We start from the raw sequence: 18,666 nt of genomic DNA on the forward strand, positions 1-18,666 counted from the left end.
TATGATCGTTTTCGTCACTGGCGCGACCTCCGGTTTTGGTGAGGCTATCGCTCGCAAATTTATTCACGAAGGTCATCAAGTTATCGCGACTGGCCGTCGTCAGGAACGGCTGGATGAGTTAAAAGCTGAACTGGGTGATAAGCTGCATACGGTACGTTTAGATGTAAGAAATCGCGCTGCGATTCAACAAGTTATTGAGGATCTTCCTGCTGGTCTGAGAAACATTGATGTGCTGGTGAATAATGCGGGTCTGGCATTGGGGCTGGAACCGGCTCACAAGGCCAATGTTGAAGATTGGGATACAATGATTGACACCAATACCAAAGGTTTGGTGAATATGACTCGCGCCTTATTGCCTGCAATGGTGGCGCGAAATGTCGGCCATGTTATTAACATTGGATCTACTGCGGCCAACTGGCCTTACGCTGGCGGCAATGTTTACGGTGCAACCAAGGCCTTTGTTAAACAATTTAGCCTAGGACTACGTGCCGACTTACACGGAACTCATATCCGTGTGACGGACATCGAACCAGGTATGGTGGGCGGCACTGAATTTTCAGCTGTTCGATTTAAAGGTGATGACGAAAAGGTTGATAAAACCTACAGTGGCGCTAACCCGCTAACACCTGAAGATGTTGCCGAAGCGGTTTATTGGGTAGCAACCCTGCCTCCTCGCGTTAATATCAACTCACTGGAAATGATGCCAGTCAGTCAGTCCTTTGCTGGATTGAGTATTCACCGCGAAGGTTAATTTGGCAAAGAACAAAGTGGCGGCGGTATCACCACCCCGCCCTTAATTGACTCGCCACCCCGCGACAATAATCAGCATGCCAGTCAACGCGACTCCTGCACCAATCCAATCGAATGCAGAAAGTTTCACGCCATCAACAACACGCAACCAAATTAATGCTGTCGCAACATAAACCCCGCCATATGCGGCATAAACGCGCCCACTTGCTGCGGGATGTAATGTCAATAACCAGACAAATATCGCTAAACTGGCCGCTGCGGGTAACAATAACCAAATTGTGCCGCCCTTGCGCAACCATAAATAAGGCAAGAAACAGCCAATAATCTCAGCTAATGCGGTGACAAAAAATAGCAACGATGTTTTTAACACGGTCAGATCTCTTTGTTGTCCTGCCAATGAGTTACAGCCTAAACAACAATAAAAAGTAACATTTAGTCACTCTACAGATCCTAAACAAGATTGTCGCTAGCTAGTGTATAGACCATGAGCAATGATATAATTTCTCTATCCGCTGATAGCGTGTCATTAATTATATGTGATTTAACATCACCGACTCATAAAGGACTTAAGACGATGAAGATAAATAGCCTGCCACGCTTGATCCGTGCTTTTTTACCCATAGCAGCGCTTGCATTGCCGCTCACTTGGCAAACACCTGCATTGGCACAATCGGCAACGTGTACTCAAGGCAGCACCTGCGTGTCTGTCGGTGGGAACAATGACCCAATGTCAAAAGAACAGGCACGCCAAAGTCAGCAACAATGGGATGATACCCATCGTCTACGCAATAAAGTGAATAACCGAGTAGAAAAGAATTTTGATAAATACGATCGTGCTGAAGATGCGAAAGATAACTGTCAGCGTAGCGAAAACTTGAACGCCTATTGGGAACCCAATACCCAACGTTGCTTGGATCGTTTGTCCGGTCGCCAGATTAATCCGTAATTGATGGCAATGACTCAGATTTACTTGAGGTTAAGTGAGTCTGGGCTATCCTTTAGGTACAGTTTAAGAATCAATACGTTAGGCAAGCTATTCATCCACATAAGGATTTTATGATGAAAAAAACGCTTATTATCAGCACATTGCTACTCTCTCTAGCGCCATTAGCTGCTTTAGCATCTTGTGAAAGTGTAAAAGCAGAGATCACGCAGAAAATCATTAGCAATGGCGTGCCCGAATCTGGTTTTAAATTGGAGATTGTTCCCAATGATCAGGTGCAACAAGCCGGTGGGCAAGTTGTAGGGCATTGCGAAAATGATACTCAGAAAATTGTTTATACCCGCATAACCGACGGCGAGTAATTTCTTCGTCCTTATCCGGGCGTGGGCGTACCTTGGGGTGCGCCCTTTTGTTTTAACAATGATGAAAATATGGGGTTTGCCTCAATATGTCCGGCAGTTTTGTTAAATGAAACGACCCGCTCATCTGTATTACTACCGAGTCATGCTGCGCCGGCTGCTGATCGCCATTATGCTCGGCATGATGTCTGCGCTGATCGTGTGGTTATTCCATCAAGCCATGTTGGGGTTAGAGTGGTTATTATTCGCCCGAACTGATGGAAGTCTGGTCGCTGCCGCCTCTTCTATTACTGGCTGGCGGCGAGCTTTGACTCCGGCATTGGGCGGTTTAGCTGCCGGCTCCTTACTGTGGGCATACCAACGTTACCAACATCGAAAGCCCAGTGCCCCAACCGATTATATGGAAGCCATTGAAACAGGCGATGGCCGATTAGATGTTTCTGCTAGTTTGGTTAAGTCGCTGGCCTCTTTATTGGTGGTATCCAGTGGTAGCGCCATTGGTCGAGAAGGTGCGATGGTGCTCTTGGCCGCTTTATTTGCCTCTGTTTTTGCTCAGCGCTACGCCAAACCGAAAGAGTGGAAACTTTGGGTAGCCTGCGGTGCCGCAGCCGGGATGGCCAGTGCTTATCATGCCCCTCTGGCAGGCAGTCTGTTTATTGCAGAAATTTTGTTTGGCACCTTAATGTTGGCATCTCTTGGCCCGGTGGTTATCGCTGCGGTCAGTGCACTACTGACCACGAATCTGCTGCACGGTGGTCAAGATACGCTTTATCAAGTGCAAGCGCTGCCATCCCCTTGGCCAATACAATATTTAGTCATGGGATTGTTAGGATTATTAGCCGGTTTTTGTGGGCCACTATTTCTTAGAGGCATGAGCGCCAGTGGGCATGCATTTCGTTCATTGAATTTATCCCCGCCATTACAACTTGCTCTTGGGGGAATTATTGTTGGGCTACTCTCTCTTATTTTTCCTGAGGTTTGGGGAAATGGCTACAGTGTCGTACAGTCATTTTTGACCACGCCACCCGGTGTTTTACTTATTGGCGGCATACTGATATGCAAACTAATGGCGGTGTTAGCGAGCAGTGGCTCGGGCGCACCGGGCGGGGTTTTTACCCCGACACTGTTTGTCGGGGCCGCGTTGGGAATGTTGTGTGGACAGATGTTAGCTTGGTGGCCAGTGTTGGGCGACAACATCGCCGTACTTATGGCATTGACCGGTATGGCAACTTTGTTGGCCGCTACCACTCATGCTCCCATAATGGCCGCATTAATGGTTTGTGAAATGACGGGCGAATACACCCTACTCCCTGGGCTACTTTTAGCCTGCGTTATTTCGACAACAATAGCACGCTGGTTGCGCCCTATCTCTGTCTATCATTCGCGCTAAAATAAGCTGATAATAGCCAAAGCTAACGGAAATAATTAATTTAACCAACAGTAACGCTATGGCGATAAATATATTATCTATTTATTGCTGTCAGATCTAAATATTGTGCCAGTGGTTTTTGTTCTGGATGTTGCAGATAAGGCAATTGCCCTAACTGTGGTGCCGGTAAACGTTCTCGTAGCATCGCGATTGTTTCAGCATAATGCGCCAGCCCCGGATTAATACGATTAGCGACCCAACCTAATAAAGGTAATCCATCATTGATGATGGCTTGTGCTGTTAATAACGCATGATTGATACAACCTAATTTAATACCTACCACTAAAATAACCGGTAATTGTTCTTGTATTACCCAATCAGAATAAAAGCGTTGGTCATTCATCATGACTTTCCAACCACCGCAACCCTCGACCACAACAGCATCTGCTTTATCAGATAATTGCTGTAGCCCTTGTGTCATTCTGTCGTAATTAATCAATGTATCCGTGCATGCATGGATAACATCGCTAGCCAGAGGATATGGGTTAACATCCTGATAATCAACGTCAATTGAAGATGAATTCTGTAAAATCAACGCATCCTGATTACGCAATCCATCAGGTGTTTCTTTACTTTCTGTCGCGACCGGCTTATAGCCCACTGCTGTTCTGTCATTTTGACTCAAGGCCTGAAGTAAGGCCCGTGACACTATGGTTTTACCAACAGCAGTGTCGGTCCCCGTCACAAATACACGCGTTAACATAACAATACTCCGCAATCTAGCCTCTTCGACTCACGTCTTTTCGCATAACATTAGCGAAATTGGCAACATGGATAAAAGTCTAGGCGAAGCTAGCAATTGACAGCTTGCGTTAGCGCAATGTTTTACCGAACTGAGGAAGGTTTTTAACGGATGACATCAAATAATGTAGAGAAATACACTGCAGGTACTCACTAATAATTAACTCTTAATTATTAGTGAGTACCTTATCCTTGCAGTAATTTCACCAGTAATGAGCCGTTATATAATGCTTCTTTTACTAATGCAGCACCCGGCATTGTTCCTTGATTAAAGAAGGCTGTCGGCTCAACAAGGATATTTTCGCTGTAAGCAGGTAATGCTTGTTGGCGAATACAAGATGCGATTGCCGGATGTAGAATAGACGCTGCTTTATTTAGTGGTGAACCCACTAAAATTTTTTCTGGGTTAAATAAATTGACCATTATGGCAATAATTCGCCCAACACTGTGACCGACACCCAAAATAATATCTTTCGCTAATTGGTCGCCAGCTAAAGCGGCATCACATAAAGACTCAACATTTAAAGGCGAACCGTGTAATAACGAGCTCATCGAGCCATTTAATCGCTGTTGTGCAATTTCCAGCATATTTTCAATACTGGCGACAGTTTCAAGGCAACCATGATTACCGCAATAACAGCGTTTACCATAAGGATCGACTTGGGTATGGCCAATTTCAACCACACTGCGGCTACCCGCATGCAATACTCGCCCAGCGGCAATAACGCCGGCCCCGACATTATGATCAATCACCACCTGAATAACATTTTGGCAACCACGCGAGGCACCATACAGCGCTTCGGCCATCGTCCAGGCACAAATATCATGTTGCAGGTAAACAGGTAATCCCGTTCGTTGCTCAAGCGCTGGCCCAAGCAGCATTTCGTCTACGTCATAAAACGGCATTTTATGCACAACACCGGCAGGCGCATCAATAATGCCTGGCATGGTAATTGCGATTGCAGTCAGTCTCTCAAGTTTTTCCTGATGACGAATAAAGAATTGATCGACTTCGCTAAGAATACGGCTAAGGAGGGGTTCCGGATGGCAATCAGGCAGTGGAATTTGGTCTTCGACCACTAATTTACTGCTCAGATCACGCAGCGCGAGAGTAATAGACCCGCGACTAATACGCCCAGAGACATAGTGCCAAGCTTCAGTATCAAGGACTAAACCAATGGCTGGCCGCCCGCGGCTACCCACATCTTGATATTCAGTCTCTTTGACCAGATGAGCTTCAACCAGTTCACGCACAATTTTTGTGATACTGGCGGGGGCCAGTTGCGCCCTCTTAGACAGTTCAATGCGGGATATCGGGCCGAACAAATCAATCAGCCGATAAACGGCCCCTGCATTGGTCTGCTTGATTTGATCAATATGCCCAGGCTGTCCATCCGTTATCACTAAACCGGCTCCTTCTCTGCCACCGAGTATTTTTCGCGCTTCTAAATAAAGATTATCGGCTATGTTGGGGCTTTTAGCATATGGCGTCAACTATTTGATTAGTTATGTGATTTACTGCACATAATCACCGATTTTCTTGCACGCGATGATGGTTATTTATACGAAGTCAGGCCAGAGAGATCTGCAACCATCAGGCGAATCAATGCTTCTGCCGGCGCGGTCACAGGCCGATGCTTATGGTTAACCAGCCATACTTCGGTGGTGGCGCTTTCTTCGGCTAGAGGCAAATATTTCACTCCATCCACTTTTACTCGAGTAAATGATGCTGGCAAGATTGAAACCCCTAGACCTGAAGAGACTAAGCCGACAATTGTCATCGCCTCCCCAACCTCTTGAGTAATATAAGGCGTGATGCCGGCACGCGCTAACAACGTGAGAATTTCATCATATAAAGCCGTGCCTACTTCCCGAGCAAAAAAAACAAAAGGCTGCTCGGCCAATGAGTGGTATTTGATGCTGGGTAATGCAGCGAGCGGGTGCTCTTTGTGGACAACGGCAACCAAAGGTTCGCGCAGCAGCAAACGGTATTGTAGAGCATCCGGTAAGCGAGTATTGCGCATTACACCAAGATCAAGTCGTCCATCCAACAACGGCTCAATTTGCTGTTTGGTGTTAACCTCCTGCATTTTAATATGCACTTGTGGATGTAATTGGCGAAAAGCACGTAAATTTTTCGACACTGTACTGATAAAAGGAGCAGATGACGTAAAGCCGATGGTCAATTCACCGGATTCACCACGATGTAGGCGTGCGGCCTTTTCTGATGCGGTATTCACTTGAGCCAGAATTTGGTAAGACTCTTTCAAAAACAGCTCGCCTGCTTGGGTTAGACTGACGTTACGGTTATTACGTGCGAACAACCGGGCGCCAATTTGCTCCTCCAGAATTTGAATCTGTTGGCTTAGGGGGGGTTGTGAAATGCGCAAACGCTCCGCAGCTCTTCCAAAGTGCAACTCTTCTGCTACCGCAATGAAATAACGTAAGTGCCTGAGTTCTATGCTCATCCAACCCCATTAATACTTTAAACGTCTTATTTTTAATAATTAATATATTAGACAAAAAACTTAGCTATTTCTATGATCTTGCTATTGAAGCAGATCGTTATGATTTTGATTAAGGAAATACCGTGACCACCTCTTTGCGCCCTACGGATACCTTAGGGCCGACTCTTGCAGCAAATGATGATGCCACTACGTTAGTGGCTGAATCAAAAGTCTCTCGTTTAACTAAACGCCCTTATATTCAACGCGGTACACCAGAGTTTATTCGCGTCACATTCGCTTTTTTTTCAGCCGGACTTGCCACTTTTGCCCTGCTCTATTGCGTCCAACCGATTTTGCCACTGCTATCGCAGGATTTTAATATTTCACCTGCGGGCAGCAGTTTATCGCTTTCAACCGCAACCGGGATGTTGGCTTTTGGCTTAATGTTTACTGGCCCTCTATCTGATGCCGTTGGGCGAAAGTCAGTCATGGTCGTCGCATTGATGTTGGCCGCTATCTGCACGTTAATTTGTTCATTTATGACGAGTTGGCATGGCATTTTGTTCATGCGGGCATTGATTGGCTTGTCCCTCAGCGGCGTGGCGGCCGTGGCAATGACCTACCTCAGTGAGGAAATTCACCCAAGCTTTGTGGCTCTTTCTATGGGGTTGTATATCAGCGGTAACTCCATTGGTGGTATGAGTGGCCGTTTGGTCACCGGGGTTCTGAGTGATTTCTTCTCGTGGCGTATCGCACTGGCGGTGATTGGCTTGTTTGCCTTAGCTGCTGCTTGTATGTTTTGGCGCATTCTTCCCGCGTCGAAACATTTCAGGCCCACATCATTACGGCCTCGCACTTTAGTGATCAATTTCAAGTTGCACTGGCGCGATTCAGGTTTGCCATTGCTGTTTGCCGAAGGTTTTTTGATCATGGGCAGCTTTGTGACTTTATTTAATTACATTGGTTATCGTTTGCTGTCACCGCCGTATTATCTCAGCCAAGCCGTAGTCGGTTTATTATCGATTGTTTATCTAACAGGTTCTTATAGTTCACCCAAAGCGGGCGCGTTAACCAGTCGCTATGGTCGTGGACCAGTATTAATGGCATCAATCGGTATGATGCTGATTGGGGTGATAATGACGGGGTTCTCACCCGTCATTACGATCTTAATTGGCATGATGATCTTTACTGCTGGTTTTTTCGCCGCCCACTCGGTTGCCAGTAGCTGGATTGGGCGACGCGCCCGCCGTGCGAAAGCGCAAGCCTCATCACTATATTTATTTTGTTATTATGCCGGTTCGAGTGTTGCAGGAACATTAGGCGGTATTTTTTGGCTTAATTTAGGGTGGACTGGGGTCGTTGGGTTTATCGCCATCTTGTTACTGCTGGCCTTGTATGTCGGTCAACGATTGCGCAAATTGCCCGAAGCGGCAAAAATTTAAACTTTAATTATCTATTTGACATCAAACTAGAATTTGACGTTCTCTCAATTATGTACTTATTATTAATAGGAAACTTAATACCACGAGTGACTGCGTAAAGTATTTAGGGAATTTTTTTACGATAAATGCTTCCTTAATTTATTCGATTTCAGGAGAACGTATGACAGCTCATTTTTTGACGCTTTGGGATATTCTGGCAACCACATTTTCAATTTTCTTCTTTATTGCCTACTTACTGATCTTGTTTCAGGTTATTTCTGACCTTTTCAGAGACCATGAGCTAGGTGGTTTTTATAAAGCCTTATGGATTATATTTTTACTGTTTATACCGTTACTTACCTCCCTTGTGTATCTTATCACTCGCGGAAAAGGCATGGCGCAGCGTTATCGCGCATCGGTCCAGAAGTCGGTCGCAGACACGAATGAGTATATTCGCCATGTTGCAGGTAAATCACCGGCTGAACAGATTGCTGACGCCAAAAAATTATTGGACGAAGGCACAATTACTGAAAGTGAGTACCAGCAGCTGAAAGCCAAAGCCTTGGCCTAATTTATCATTATTCAAAGATATAAAGGCTGAATGCCAGTGAACCTGCCATTTGGCCTTTTTTATTATTTTCCCTACGCCATAAAAAGCAGGTTTCAGCTTTTCCGTCATCACATCTATAATGCCGTTTCCTCCTTTAATTGCGAGATTCAGGAATGAAACACTCACCGCTGCGGCGTTCGCTATTATTAGCCGGTATTACCCTTCCCTTAACCCATTTTGCCCTACCTGCTTGGGCCACGCCCCCCGAGTCATTGGACAAACAGTTGGCTGAACTCGAACGGAAATCAAATGGCCTTCTCGGTATTGCGATGATTAATACGGCCAATGGACGGAAAATTCAGTATCGTGGTACTCAGCGTTTCCCATTCTGTAGCACATTTAAATTTATGCTAGCTGCTGCTGTATTGGGCCAAAGCCAATCTCAGCCTAATCTGCTCAATAAACACATCAAATATCATGAAAGTGATTTATTGTCCTATGCGCCCATCACGCGTAAAAATCTGGCTCAAGGTATGTCTGTCTCAGAATTATGTGCAGCAACCATCCAATATAGTGATAACACTGCCGCCAATTTATTAATCAAAGAACTCGGTGGAATAGCTGCGGTGAATGAATTTGCCCGTAGTATCGGCGATCACACATTCAGATTGGATCGCCTCGAGCCTGATTTAAATACGGCCCTGCCAAATGATCCTCGCGATACAACCACTCCCGCAGCAATGGCCGCCAGTCTGAATAAATTAGTGTTGGGAGATGCTCTGCCCGCCGCACAACGAGAGCAGTTAGCCATATGGCTAAAAGGGAATACCACTGGAGGGGAAACTATTCGTGCTGGAGCGCCAGCTGACTGGATTGTTGGTGATAAAACTGGTGGTGGCGATTATGGCACCACTAATGATATTGCGGTGCTCTGGCCACCAACAGGCGCCCCTATTATTTTAGTCATTTATTTTACGCAACGAGAAAAAGACGCGAAACCGCGCCGCGATGTGTTGGCAGAGGCAACTAAAATGGTCTTGTCTCACCTTTCTTGATGACCCTAGCGGGTATTAACACCCGCTATCTTAAGCACCTGTATGACTGTTATCTTTTTGCATATTCCCAATATTTCACGACAACGCTAGGCTTTCAGATGTCTTTTTTTATTAATATAAATACTGTATGTTGTAACTAAAATAAGATTTATGAAAAAAAATGATGAATAAATATGATTTGATAGACCGGCTAAATAACCGATTCTCTTCTCTGGAGATAGAATTACAGCAACTCCACCAGCAGCTTGCAGAATTACCCTTGCTCGCAGCGCGCGTTTTCTCTCTCCCCGAAATAGAAAAAGGCACTGAACATCAGCCTATTGAACAAATCTCTGTCGACACCACGATAGGAAATAAGGCAAGAGACTTAGCACTGCAACATTATCAACGCCTGTTTATTCATCACCAAGGGCAGAATATCAGTAGCAAAGCTGCCGTCCGTCTACCCGGCGTACTCTGTCTCTCCGTCACGGATGATCAATTAAGTGAATGCCAACAGACCATATATCAAATTAATCAATTAAAAGCTGAATTAGAACATCTCATTACCGTCGAATCAGGCCTGCCGAGTGAGCAGCGTTTTGAATTTGTGCACACTCATTTACATGGGCTAATAACACTAAACACTTATCGCACTATTACGCCGCTCATTAACCCCAGTTCGGTACGCTTTGGTTGGGCCAATAAACATATTATTAAGAATGTCACTCGCGAAGAAGTACTGGTGCAGTTAAATAAAAGCCTGAATGCTGGACGTGCAGTTCCCCCTTTTAGTCGTGAACAATGGATGGAATTAGTCAGTCTGGAAATTAATGATGTGCAACGTCTGCCCGAGAATACGCGCTTGAAGATCAAGCGGCCGGTAAAAGTACAACCCATAGCACGAGTCTGGTATCAAGAGCAGCAGAAACAAGTACAACACCCCTGCCCTATGCCATTAATAGCATTCTGTCAGGTTGAGTCGGCGTTGGAATTACCTAAGTTAGGTGAGTTAACTGACTATGATGCCAACCATATTAAACATAAATATAAACCTGACGCTAAACCATTACGTCTGTTAGTTCCACGATTGCACTTATATGTTGAAGCTGATAAATAAACGCCGAGAATCAATCTCGGCGCCAATCTCACGAGCGTAAGAAAATTACTTCATGCTACCAACCATGTCTTCCGGCTTGACCCATTCATCGAACTGCTCGCTCGTCAAATAGCCTAACTTTAACGCGGCGGCCTTCAATGTCAGCCCCTCTTTATGAGCTTTCTTCGCTATCTCCGCTGCTTTGTCATAACCAATATGAGTATTCAGTGCAGTGACCAACATCAACGACTCATTCAGCAGTTGCGTAATGCGGTCACGATTGGGCTCAATCCCTACCGCACAATGTTCATTAAAGCCCCGCATACCATCAGCTAGTAAACGAATTGATTGTAGGAAGTTATGAATGACTAACGGGCGGAACACGTTCAATTCAAAGTTGCCAGATGCCCCACCAATATTAACAGCCACATCGTTACCCATAACCTGAGCGCATAACATGGTCATAGCTTCGCATTGTGTCGGATTGACTTTACCCGGCATGATCGAGCTACCAGGTTCATTTTCAGGGATCGAAATCTCGCCAATACCGCAACGCGGGCCAGAGGATAGCCAACGCACATCATTAGCAATTTTCATCAGTGATGCCGCTAAACCTTTCAATGCCCCATGACCATGAACAAGTGCATCACAAGTGGCTAATGACTCAAATTTATTCGGCGCAGTGACAAAGGGTTGATGAGTTAATGCAGCAATTTCATTAGCCACACGTACTGCGTACTCAGGATGTGTATTCAACCCAGTCCCGACAGCGGTTCCGCCAAGAGCTAACTCACAGAGATGAGGAATTGTTGCCTCAATATGTTTCGCGCTATGGGATAGCATGGCGACCCAACCAGAAATCTCCTGCCCCAACGTCAGCGGTGTTGCGTCTTGCAAATGCGTCCGCCCAATTTTCACAATATCGCGATAGGCTTCAGCTTTATCCGTCAGTGTCTGCTGCAATATTTTTAGTTCTGGCAGCAGATTTTCTCGTAACCCGATAACAGCGGCAACGTGCATTGCTGTTGGAAATACATCATTTGAACTTTGACTTTTATTAACATCATCATTGGGGTGAACCAAACGATGATTGCCCCGCTCACCGCCTAACAGTTCACTGGCACGGTTTGCTAATACCTCATTCATGTTCATATTAGTCTGAGTGCCAGACCCTGTCTGCCAGATAGACAGCGGAAACTCGCTAGGATGGCAGTCATCCAATACTTCATCAGCGGCTCGCATAATCGCTTTGGCCCGATCCGCAGGCAGCAATCCTAAATCCATATTAACCTGTGCTGCAGCCCTCTTAGTCAGCGCCAGAGCATGAATCAGCGCAGTCGGCATTTTTTCTTGCGAGATGCGGAAATGCTCTAGTGAACGCTGAGTTTGCGCGCCCCATAATTGCTTTGCCGGCACATCGATAGGCCCCATAGAGTCTTTTTCACTGCGGGTGGTTGCCATCACTGTCTCCTTAGCACTTAGAACAATAGATTGAGGTAAGCCATGTCTGCGTCATTGGCAGCATGGCACTATAATGATGGCATATTTAGCATGACATTTATGCGATTGATTCGTATTTCCATCATTTCGTGTTCACTGCCAGCTTGGCTAATTGCATTACCACTTGCAACCCCTCAGGCCCCATTGTTTACTAAGGGACTATTTTATTAGGGCGCTTGCCTTTTCAAGGCAGTGAGTTTGCGCTGATGAGTGCACGAATCTCATTAAGTCCACGACAAACGGCAGAAAGTAACCATGCAAAAGATGAAAAATGCAGTACAAAACTATGCTTGGGGCAGCACCAATGCACTTACAGAGCTTTATGGCATAGCCAATCCGCAAGGGAAGCCTATGGCGGAATTGTGGATGGGAGCACACCCAAAAAGCAGTTCTGAAGTTGCAGATGCAAGCGGTCAATGGCATTCATTGCGTGATGTGATTGAACAAAATCCCGATGCGAATTTAGGCCCCGATGTCTACAAACGTTTCGGTGAGTTACCGTTTCTGTTCAAAGTTCTTTGTGCCGCGCAGCCTCTATCCATCCAAGTTCATCCAAGTAAAGCGGCTGCAGAAATTGGCTTTGCCAAAGAAAATCAGGCAGGTATTCCGCTGGATGCCGCCGAACGAAATTATAAGGATGCCAACCATAAACCCGAGCTGGTTTATGCCCTGACACCTTTTCAGGCCATGAATGGTTTCCGCACACTAGATGATATAGAAACATTGCTACAACCACTGGCATCCGCACACCCTGATATCGCAGCATTTCTACGTGAACCAGATACCGAACATTTAGCGACACTGTTTGCCAGTTTGTTGAGCATGGCGGGTGAGCCCAAAACGCGCGCCCTTGGCATCCTAAAAGCGGCACTGAATAATCAATTGGGCGAGCCTTGGGATACCATCCGTAGCATTTCGCGTTTCTACCCAGATGATAGTGGTTTGTTCTCCCCACTGCTGTTAAACGTGGTGACACTGCAACCTGGCGAAGCCATGTTTTTATATGCCGAGACACCGCATGCCTATTTGGACGGGGTAGCGTTGGAAGTGATGGCGAACTCAGATAATGTCTTACGCGCTGGCTTGACACCTAAATTTATCGACATCCCTGAGCTAATGGCAAATCTGCAATTTATGCCTAAACCTGCGAATACTCTGCTTACTACGCCGCAACAACGAGGTAACGAGTTAGTTTTCCCGATCCCCGTGGAGGATTTTGCTTTTTCCCTACATACCTTAACGTCGGAGCCACAAGTTTTGGCGCAACATAGTGCCGCGATTGTATTTTGTGTTCAAGGTCAGGCCGTATTGAAAAAACAACAACAGGAAATCACGTTACTACCGGGTGAATCCTGTTTTATTCCAGCCAATGAATCCCCTGTCACGGTGCAAGGCACGGGTTCGATTGCACGTGTCTATAACGCAGACTGAACGAAGTCATTCATTTTGTTGTCTATTGCTGGCATTTTGTTGCCTTGATAGATAGATTTCGGTGCCGCAACAGAAATGTTGCGCACCAGAATCGATTTTTGAGTTCAGGATCGCTGTTGTCGTAGGCCAAATAGTTATTCATCGCAATAATATTTGTGTAAGTTTAATCTAAGCCTATATTATTTTGGGGAGTGCTGTTTTTAGGCGCTCTCTTTGGTGTTATTAAATAAGTGACTCGTTACCGCGTTCAACATAGTGAATTTGGTGTATTAGAAAAGGATGAACAGAACAATGAAAAAATCGTTAGTGGCTGTCAGCGTCATTGTCGTACTTGGCGCAGCATGGACTGGAGCCTCGTGGTATACCGGCAAACTGATTGAACAACGTATGGGCGAATTGGTTAACAATGCAAATGGTCAGATCAGAACCTTGTTACCAAAAGCTGGAGTCAAACTCGCTTACACCGATTACCAGCGTGGTCTGTTCCGTAGTCAGGTTCGTTATGTGTTACAAGCAGATAGCAGTGTGGCAGGCGAAAAAGCGTTAAAAGACGGCGATGAAGTGGCTTTCATCGAAACTATTGATCACGGCCCATTCCCGCTCGCGCAGTTAAAGAAATTCAATCTGATCCCAAGCATGGCATCGGTTCATACTGAACTTGCCAATACCCCAGCATTGAAGAAACTGTTTGAAGTGACTAAGGGCAAATCACCGTTTACTGCGGATTCCCGTATTTCATACGGCGGCGACACCTCGTCCGCGATTACCTTCATTCCTATTGATTATCAGCAAAATACCACCACCATGAAATTCTCTGGTGCGCAAATTGATGCAGATGTTTCCCGCGATATGCGCGATGTGAAAATGAGTGGGACCAGTGACAGCCTCGTTTTCACTAGCAAAAATCAGTGGGATCAATTGGAGCAATTTACGCTGCAAGGTCTGGCACTGAAAAGTGACAGCAATGTAGGTAAATTCGATTTAAGCATTGGTGATCAGCAGCTTGGCATCAAGCAAATGAGTTTCAGTATTGATGGCAAAGAAACGGCAACACTGGTGGGCTTTAACCTAAATACCCAGTTAGGCGAAACCGATAAAGATTTAAACGGTAAGCTGACTTACACACTGGACGCCTTAAAAATTCAGGATAATGACTTTGGTTCCGGCAAGCTGGTCTTCACATTCGATCATTTGGATGGTCAAGGTCTGAAGCAATTCACCAATGCTTATAATCAACAAGTGATGAAGGCATTCCAGGCCGGTGAAAATCTAGATCCTGATGTTTATCAACAGCAAATGGCAGAGATATTGATTGCTAATATCCCAAGTTTGCTGAAAGGCAACCCAACGATGAGCATTGCACCACTGAGTTGGAAAAATGCCAAAGGGGAAAGTACCTTCACTCTGAATATCGCGTTGACTGACCCAGCACAAGCTAAGGCAAGTGATGAGCCACTGTTAGCGCAGTCGGTGAAAAAAGTGGATGCCGCACTGACAATCCCGATGCCGATGGCAACCGAAATGACAACCCAAGCAGCCCGCCTGCAAGGGTACAGCCCGGAAGAAGCCCAGAAGTTGGCACAACAGCAAGTGCAAGGCATTGCTGCCATGGGCCAGATGTTTAAACTGACAACAACCAAAGATGATGTTATCAGCAGCACGATCCAATATGCTGATAATCAAGTGAATTTGAATGGTCAGAAAATGTCGCTGCAAGAATTTGTCGGTTTGTTTGGTATGTTTGGTGGCGAACCCGCTGAAGAAGATACCGGTGCAGAACCTGAAGATGTCCCGGCAGTGCCCGTTGCGCCTAAACAGTAACCGCCTAAAGTCAAATGCAAAACGGGGCCTGATGGCTCCGTTTTTTTTGGCTGCTTCTCATCTGCTATTCACCATCGACACCATCGATCATTGAGATCACGCCGAGCCCCTACGGATCAACACTGGCGGTAATATAACGTTTTGCAGTTGCAGATCGACGCCCGCGATACGCTGAAGTAACCGCTGGCCTGCACTGTAGCCAATCTCTCTGGCAGAGCTGGTGATAAAGGTTAAAGGCGGCTCAGTGAGTTCAGCTTCCGGCACATCGCCAAAGCCAATCAAAGCGACTTGTTGATCGAGATAAGTATCAACCCCGGCGCTGCCAATTGTCCGACCGGTGCGCAAAATACCAAAATAAGCCCCTAGCGCGACGGATGCCTGATGACAAACAATGGCGCTGACATTAGGGTGATGGCGCAACAAATCTTCTGCTGCATCGGCCGCCGCTTGTTGATAACTATCACACTCCACCACCCATTCCGACCGAAATGGCAACCCATATTGCACTAATGTGGCGCAAAAGCCCCCCAGCCGCTCTGCTCGGGTTAACGAATGAGAATGCCCCCCCAAATAGGCAATTTGTCGATGACCACGGTCAATGAGAAACTCGGTCGCCATTTTGGCGGCTTGCATATTGTCTGGGCGTACCACATCCACACCATCCAAGACATTTGATCGAGCGGCGCAAATTAATGGAATATCATGCTCGGCGGCTTTTTCTTGTAGCCCCATTTCCCGTTTAGCACCACCACCGAGCACCAAACCATCAACCCCTTGATCAATGAGTGTATCAAAACACCTTAGCAACCCTTTGCCCTCGCGACCACTCTGGGTCAGAAACAACACTTTGCCCTCTGCCTCAATTGCCTGACTCAATCCCGCCGTCATTTCAGCATAAAAAGGATCGCCAATATCACGGACGATCAAGCCAATCACCCCTGATTCCCCACCTCGCAGTTGTGCTGCCTGACGGTTACGGACGTAACCTAACTGCTCAATGGCCTGATTAACTCGGTCAGCCGTCGCCGGCGAAATACGTCCTTTGCCACTGATAGCAAGCGAAACAGTCGCGACTGAGACGCCAGCAAATTTGGCCACATCGGTAATTGTCGTTTTTTTAATTGTCATAACCGCTGATAAGCATTGTTAACTTAGTCTGGTAAATCTTCGTGCTTCAGCACAAAGCCCAATATATCTGGATAAATGTTACACCCACAGCACTCAATTCATCCTACAAAACAAGCCAAGTTAAACGTTTAATCTGATGATTTACTCTAATACAAAAATAGGATCAGTAATTGTGACTTGCCGCTCATATTATCTGGGTTAAACGTTTTATCTTGTTTAACCTCCAGACAGGGAGGCGGGATCGTCGCCATTATCATTAACAAATTGTCGCCAACGGTTTTTCAACATCACTGTTTTATACATCAGGTATTTTAAGTACAGGAGTCACTATGTCAGCGGTAAAAAAACAAAAAATTACGCTGTGGGAGTTTTTCCAGAGTTTGGGTAAAACCTTCATGCTACCGGTCGCCCTGCTTTCCTTTTGCGGGATCATGCTGGGTATCGGCAGTTCACTCAGCAGCAGAGACGTCATCACGCTATTGCCGTTCATTGGTCATCCTGCCTTCCAACTATTATTTACCTGGATGAGTAAAGTTGGTTCGTTTGCCTTTAGCTTCTTACCGGTCATGTTTGCCATTGCTATCCCGTTGGGGATGGCGCGTGAAAATAAAGGTGTTGCCGCTTTCTCCGGTTTTGTTGGTTTTGCGGTCTTAAATCTGGCAACCAACTTTTACCTCACCACCAGCGGTGTGTTGCCTACAACCGATCCGTTGGTGCTGAAAACCCATAATATTCAAAATATTTTGGGTATTCAGTCCATCGATACCGGTATTTTGGGGGCTGTGATTGTCGGGATTATTGTTTACCTGCTTCATGAGCGTTTCAATACCATTCGCCTACCGGATGCATTAGCGTTCTTCGGCGGTACGCGCTTTGTTCCTATCGTGACGACAGTGGTTCTCGGGTTAGTCGGTTTATTGATCCCACTGATCTGGCCATGGTTTGCTGCCGGTATTAATGGACTGGGCCGTCTGATTAATGGTGCTGGAATGTTTGGTCCGATGATCTTCGGCAGTGGCGAGCGTTTATTACTGCCATTCGGCTTACATCACATATTGGTAGCACTGATTCGCTTTACTGAAGCAGGTGGCACCATGGATGTTTGCGGCCACAGTGTCAGCGGTGCTTTAACCATCTTCCAAGCACAACTTTCTTGCCCAACGACTACTGGTTTTTCTGAAAGCGCTACTCGCTTCCTGTCACAAGGTAAAATGCCGGCCTTCCTAGGAGGGTTACCGGGTGCAGCACTGGCTATGTATCACTGTGCTAAACCAGAAAACCGTCATAAAATTAAAGGGTTATTAATTTCAGGTGTTGTTGCTTGTGTTATCGGCGGTACCACAGAACCCATTGAGTTCTTGTTCCTGTTTGTGGCGCCATTCCTGTATTTGATTCATGCCATCCTGACCGGTCTGGGCTTTACCGTCATGGCATTGCTGGGAGTCACCATCGGCAATACCGATGGCAATATTATTGATTTCGTGGTGTTTGGTATTCTGCATGGCACCGCAACCAAATGGTACTGGGTGCCAGTGGTGGCGGGGATCTGGTTTGTTGCTTATTACATGATCTTCCGTTTTGCTATTCAACACTTCAATATCAAGACACCGGGACGTGAGAATGAAACTGTCGCCAGTAGCAATGCAGAAAAAACGGTCAGTGGTACTGTGACGGGTAAATCCGGCTACAACTCCCCTGCTATCTTAACGGCACTTGGGGGCGCTGATAATATTGTCTCACTCGATAACTGTATCACTCGCTTGCGGATGTCGGTTAAAGATATGAGCCTGGTCAATAAAGACGCGCTGAAAGCCAACCGGGCAATTGGCGTTATTCAACTCAATGACCACAACCTTCAAGTTGTTATTGGTCCGCAAGTGCAATCGGTGAAAGATGAATTAGACTCACTGATAGGAAATGGACAATTTGCCACGTCCTAAATCGATAACCCGCTAGGCTACGACCTACTTAAAAATCGAGACCCAAGTCCTTGATATTGCCGCTGACAACCGG

17 protein-coding genes are annotated in these 18,666 nt (G+C 46.1%); 11 read left to right on the forward strand and 6 right to left on the reverse strand.

Annotated elements, in window-relative coordinates; all coding sequences use genetic code 11:
- The first annotated feature begins 1 nt into the window (after position 1).
- Positions 2 to 751, forward strand: a complete 750-nt coding sequence (gene ydfG / locus ACIOG0_RS11235) for a bifunctional NADP-dependent 3-hydroxy acid dehydrogenase/3-hydroxypropionate dehydrogenase YdfG (RefSeq protein WP_050097693.1) — start codon at positions 2 to 4, stop codon at positions 749 to 751.
- A gap of 42 nt (positions 752 to 793) precedes the next feature.
- Here ydfG and ACIOG0_RS11240 read toward each other — a convergent pair whose 3' ends face one another.
- The gene (locus tag ACIOG0_RS11240) at positions 794 to 1,120 is read right to left on the reverse strand and encodes a YnfA family protein (protein WP_050097694.1); all 327 of its coding nucleotides are present in this window, start codon (positions 1,118 to 1,120) and stop codon (positions 794 to 796) included.
- Positions 1,121 to 1,324: 204 nt separating this feature from the next.
- Between ACIOG0_RS11240 and ACIOG0_RS11245 the strand changes: the two genes are divergently transcribed.
- The 3 genes from ACIOG0_RS11245 (at position 1,325) to clcB (ending at position 3,442) form a co-directional block, all read left to right on the forward strand.
- The gene (locus ACIOG0_RS11245; RefSeq protein ID WP_050097695.1) at positions 1,325 to 1,696 is read left to right on the forward strand and encodes a DUF1283 family protein; all 372 of its coding nucleotides are present in this window, start codon (positions 1,325 to 1,327) and stop codon (positions 1,694 to 1,696) included.
- Between the two features lie 113 nt (positions 1,697 to 1,809).
- Positions 1,810 to 2,055, forward strand: coding sequence for a DUF1161 domain-containing protein (locus ACIOG0_RS11250; RefSeq protein ID WP_050097696.1), 246 nt, complete (start codon positions 1,810 to 1,812; stop codon positions 2,053 to 2,055).
- A gap of 106 nt (positions 2,056 to 2,161) precedes the next feature.
- Positions 2,162 to 3,442, forward strand: coding sequence for a voltage-gated ClC-type chloride channel ClcB (clcB, locus tag ACIOG0_RS11255; RefSeq protein ID WP_050097697.1), 1,281 nt, complete (start codon positions 2,162 to 2,164; stop codon positions 3,440 to 3,442).
- A 73-nt stretch (positions 3,443 to 3,515) separates the two neighbouring features.
- Here the strand turns inward: clcB and bioD are convergent, their stop codons facing one another.
- The 3 genes from bioD to ACIOG0_RS11270 form a co-directional block, all read right to left on the reverse strand.
- A complete protein-coding gene (gene bioD / locus ACIOG0_RS11260) occupies positions 3,516 to 4,184 on the reverse strand; it encodes a dethiobiotin synthase (RefSeq protein WP_050097698.1) in 669 nt (222 codons plus the stop codon).
- Positions 4,185 to 4,408: 224 nt separating this feature from the next.
- A complete protein-coding gene (gene mlc, locus ACIOG0_RS11265) occupies positions 4,409 to 5,626 on the reverse strand; it encodes an ROK family transcriptional regulator Mlc (RefSeq protein WP_050097699.1) in 1,218 nt (405 codons plus the stop codon).
- Between the two features lie 152 nt (positions 5,627 to 5,778).
- Positions 5,779 to 6,690 (reverse strand): LysR family transcriptional regulator, encoded by a 912-nt coding sequence (locus ACIOG0_RS11270; protein WP_050296158.1) that lies wholly within the window; start codon positions 6,688 to 6,690, stop codon positions 5,779 to 5,781.
- 122 nt (positions 6,691 to 6,812) lie between these two features.
- Here ACIOG0_RS11270 and ACIOG0_RS11275 point away from each other — a divergent pair, with 122 nt between their 5' ends.
- The 4 genes from ACIOG0_RS11275 (at position 6,813) to tus (ending at position 10,794) form a co-directional block, all read left to right on the forward strand.
- Positions 6,813 to 8,111 carry an MFS transporter gene (locus ACIOG0_RS11275; protein WP_050097701.1) on the forward strand — a complete coding sequence of 433 codons (1,299 nt, stop codon included), beginning with the start codon at positions 6,813 to 6,815 and terminating at the stop codon, positions 8,109 to 8,111.
- Positions 8,112 to 8,271: 160 nt separating this feature from the next.
- Positions 8,272 to 8,661 (forward strand): SHOCT domain-containing protein, encoded by a 390-nt coding sequence (locus tag ACIOG0_RS11280; protein ID WP_050097702.1) that lies wholly within the window; start codon positions 8,272 to 8,274, stop codon positions 8,659 to 8,661.
- 152 nt (positions 8,662 to 8,813) lie between these two features.
- Positions 8,814 to 9,695, forward strand: coding sequence for a class A beta-lactamase (gene bla, locus ACIOG0_RS11285; protein WP_128451549.1), 882 nt, complete (start codon positions 8,814 to 8,816; stop codon positions 9,693 to 9,695).
- Positions 9,696 to 9,858: 163 nt separating this feature from the next.
- On the forward strand, positions 9,859 to 10,794 hold the full coding sequence (tus, locus tag ACIOG0_RS11290; RefSeq protein WP_050097766.1) for a DNA replication terminus site-binding protein: 936 nt from the start codon (positions 9,859 to 9,861) through the stop codon (positions 10,792 to 10,794).
- A gap of 45 nt (positions 10,795 to 10,839) precedes the next feature.
- Here tus and fumC read toward each other — a convergent pair whose 3' ends face one another.
- Positions 10,840 to 12,234, reverse strand: coding sequence for a class II fumarate hydratase (gene fumC / locus ACIOG0_RS11295; protein WP_050140629.1), 1,395 nt, complete (start codon positions 12,232 to 12,234; stop codon positions 10,840 to 10,842).
- A gap of 294 nt (positions 12,235 to 12,528) precedes the next feature.
- Between fumC and manA the strand changes: the two genes are divergently transcribed.
- Together manA and ACIOG0_RS11305 are read left to right on the forward strand one after the other, a co-directional pair.
- A complete protein-coding gene (gene manA, locus ACIOG0_RS11300; protein WP_128451548.1) occupies positions 12,529 to 13,704 on the forward strand; it encodes a mannose-6-phosphate isomerase in 1,176 nt (391 codons plus the stop codon).
- A 291-nt stretch (positions 13,705 to 13,995) separates the two neighbouring features.
- A complete protein-coding gene (locus ACIOG0_RS11305) occupies positions 13,996 to 15,525 on the forward strand; it encodes a YdgA family protein (protein ID WP_128451547.1) in 1,530 nt (509 codons plus the stop codon).
- A gap of 96 nt (positions 15,526 to 15,621) precedes the next feature.
- Here the strand turns inward: ACIOG0_RS11305 and ACIOG0_RS11310 are convergent, their stop codons facing one another.
- On the reverse strand, positions 15,622 to 16,653 hold the full coding sequence (locus ACIOG0_RS11310) for a Mal regulon transcriptional regulator MalI (protein WP_050097707.1): 1,032 nt from the start codon (positions 16,651 to 16,653) through the stop codon (positions 15,622 to 15,624).
- 329 nt (positions 16,654 to 16,982) lie between these two features.
- On the opposite strand from ACIOG0_RS11310, the gene malX reads away from it, so the two are divergent.
- Positions 16,983 to 18,593 carry a maltose/glucose-specific PTS transporter subunit IIBC gene (gene malX / locus ACIOG0_RS11315; RefSeq protein ID WP_050097708.1) on the forward strand — a complete coding sequence of 537 codons (1,611 nt, stop codon included), beginning with the start codon at positions 16,983 to 16,985 and terminating at the stop codon, positions 18,591 to 18,593.
- Positions 18,594 to 18,666: the final 73 nt, after the last annotated feature.

This window comes from Yersinia vastinensis (assembly GCF_044905075.1).
Lineage (GTDB): Bacteria > Pseudomonadota > Gammaproteobacteria > Enterobacterales > Enterobacteriaceae > Yersinia > Yersinia vastinensis.

Excerpts from the sequence above, each read along its gene's own strand:
- bioD (WP_050097698.1), bottom strand. The coding sequence starts at position 4,184 with ATGTTAACGCGTGTATTTGTGACGGGGACCGACACTGCTGTTGGTAAA.
- ACIOG0_RS11280 (WP_050097702.1), top strand. The coding sequence starts at position 8,272 with ATGACAGCTCATTTTTTGACGCTTTGGGATATTCTGGCAACCACATTT.
- ACIOG0_RS11305 (WP_128451547.1), top strand. The coding sequence starts at position 13,996 with ATGAAAAAATCGTTAGTGGCTGTCAGCGTCATTGTCGTACTTGGCGCA.
- ACIOG0_RS11310 (WP_050097707.1), bottom strand. The coding sequence starts at position 16,653 with ATGACAATTAAAAAAACGACAATTACCGATGTGGCCAAATTTGCTGGC.
- clcB (WP_050097697.1), top strand. The coding sequence starts at position 2,162 with ATGAAACGACCCGCTCATCTGTATTACTACCGAGTCATGCTGCGCCGG.
- bla (WP_128451549.1), top strand. The coding sequence starts at position 8,814 with ATGAAACACTCACCGCTGCGGCGTTCGCTATTATTAGCCGGTATTACC.
- ACIOG0_RS11270 (WP_050296158.1), bottom strand. The coding sequence starts at position 6,690 with ATGAGCATAGAACTCAGGCACTTACGTTATTTCATTGCGGTAGCAGAA.
- ydfG (WP_050097693.1), top strand. The coding sequence starts at position 2 with ATGATCGTTTTCGTCACTGGCGCGACCTCCGGTTTTGGTGAGGCTATC.
- manA (WP_128451548.1), top strand. The coding sequence starts at position 12,529 with ATGCAAAAGATGAAAAATGCAGTACAAAACTATGCTTGGGGCAGCACC.
- malX (WP_050097708.1), top strand. The coding sequence starts at position 16,983 with ATGTCAGCGGTAAAAAAACAAAAAATTACGCTGTGGGAGTTTTTCCAG.
- ACIOG0_RS11250 (WP_050097696.1), top strand. The coding sequence starts at position 1,810 with ATGAAAAAAACGCTTATTATCAGCACATTGCTACTCTCTCTAGCGCCA.
- tus (WP_050097766.1), top strand. The coding sequence starts at position 9,859 with ATGAATAAATATGATTTGATAGACCGGCTAAATAACCGATTCTCTTCT.
- ACIOG0_RS11245 (WP_050097695.1), top strand. The coding sequence starts at position 1,325 with ATGAAGATAAATAGCCTGCCACGCTTGATCCGTGCTTTTTTACCCATA.
- fumC (WP_050140629.1), bottom strand. The coding sequence starts at position 12,234 with ATGGCAACCACCCGCAGTGAAAAAGACTCTATGGGGCCTATCGATGTG.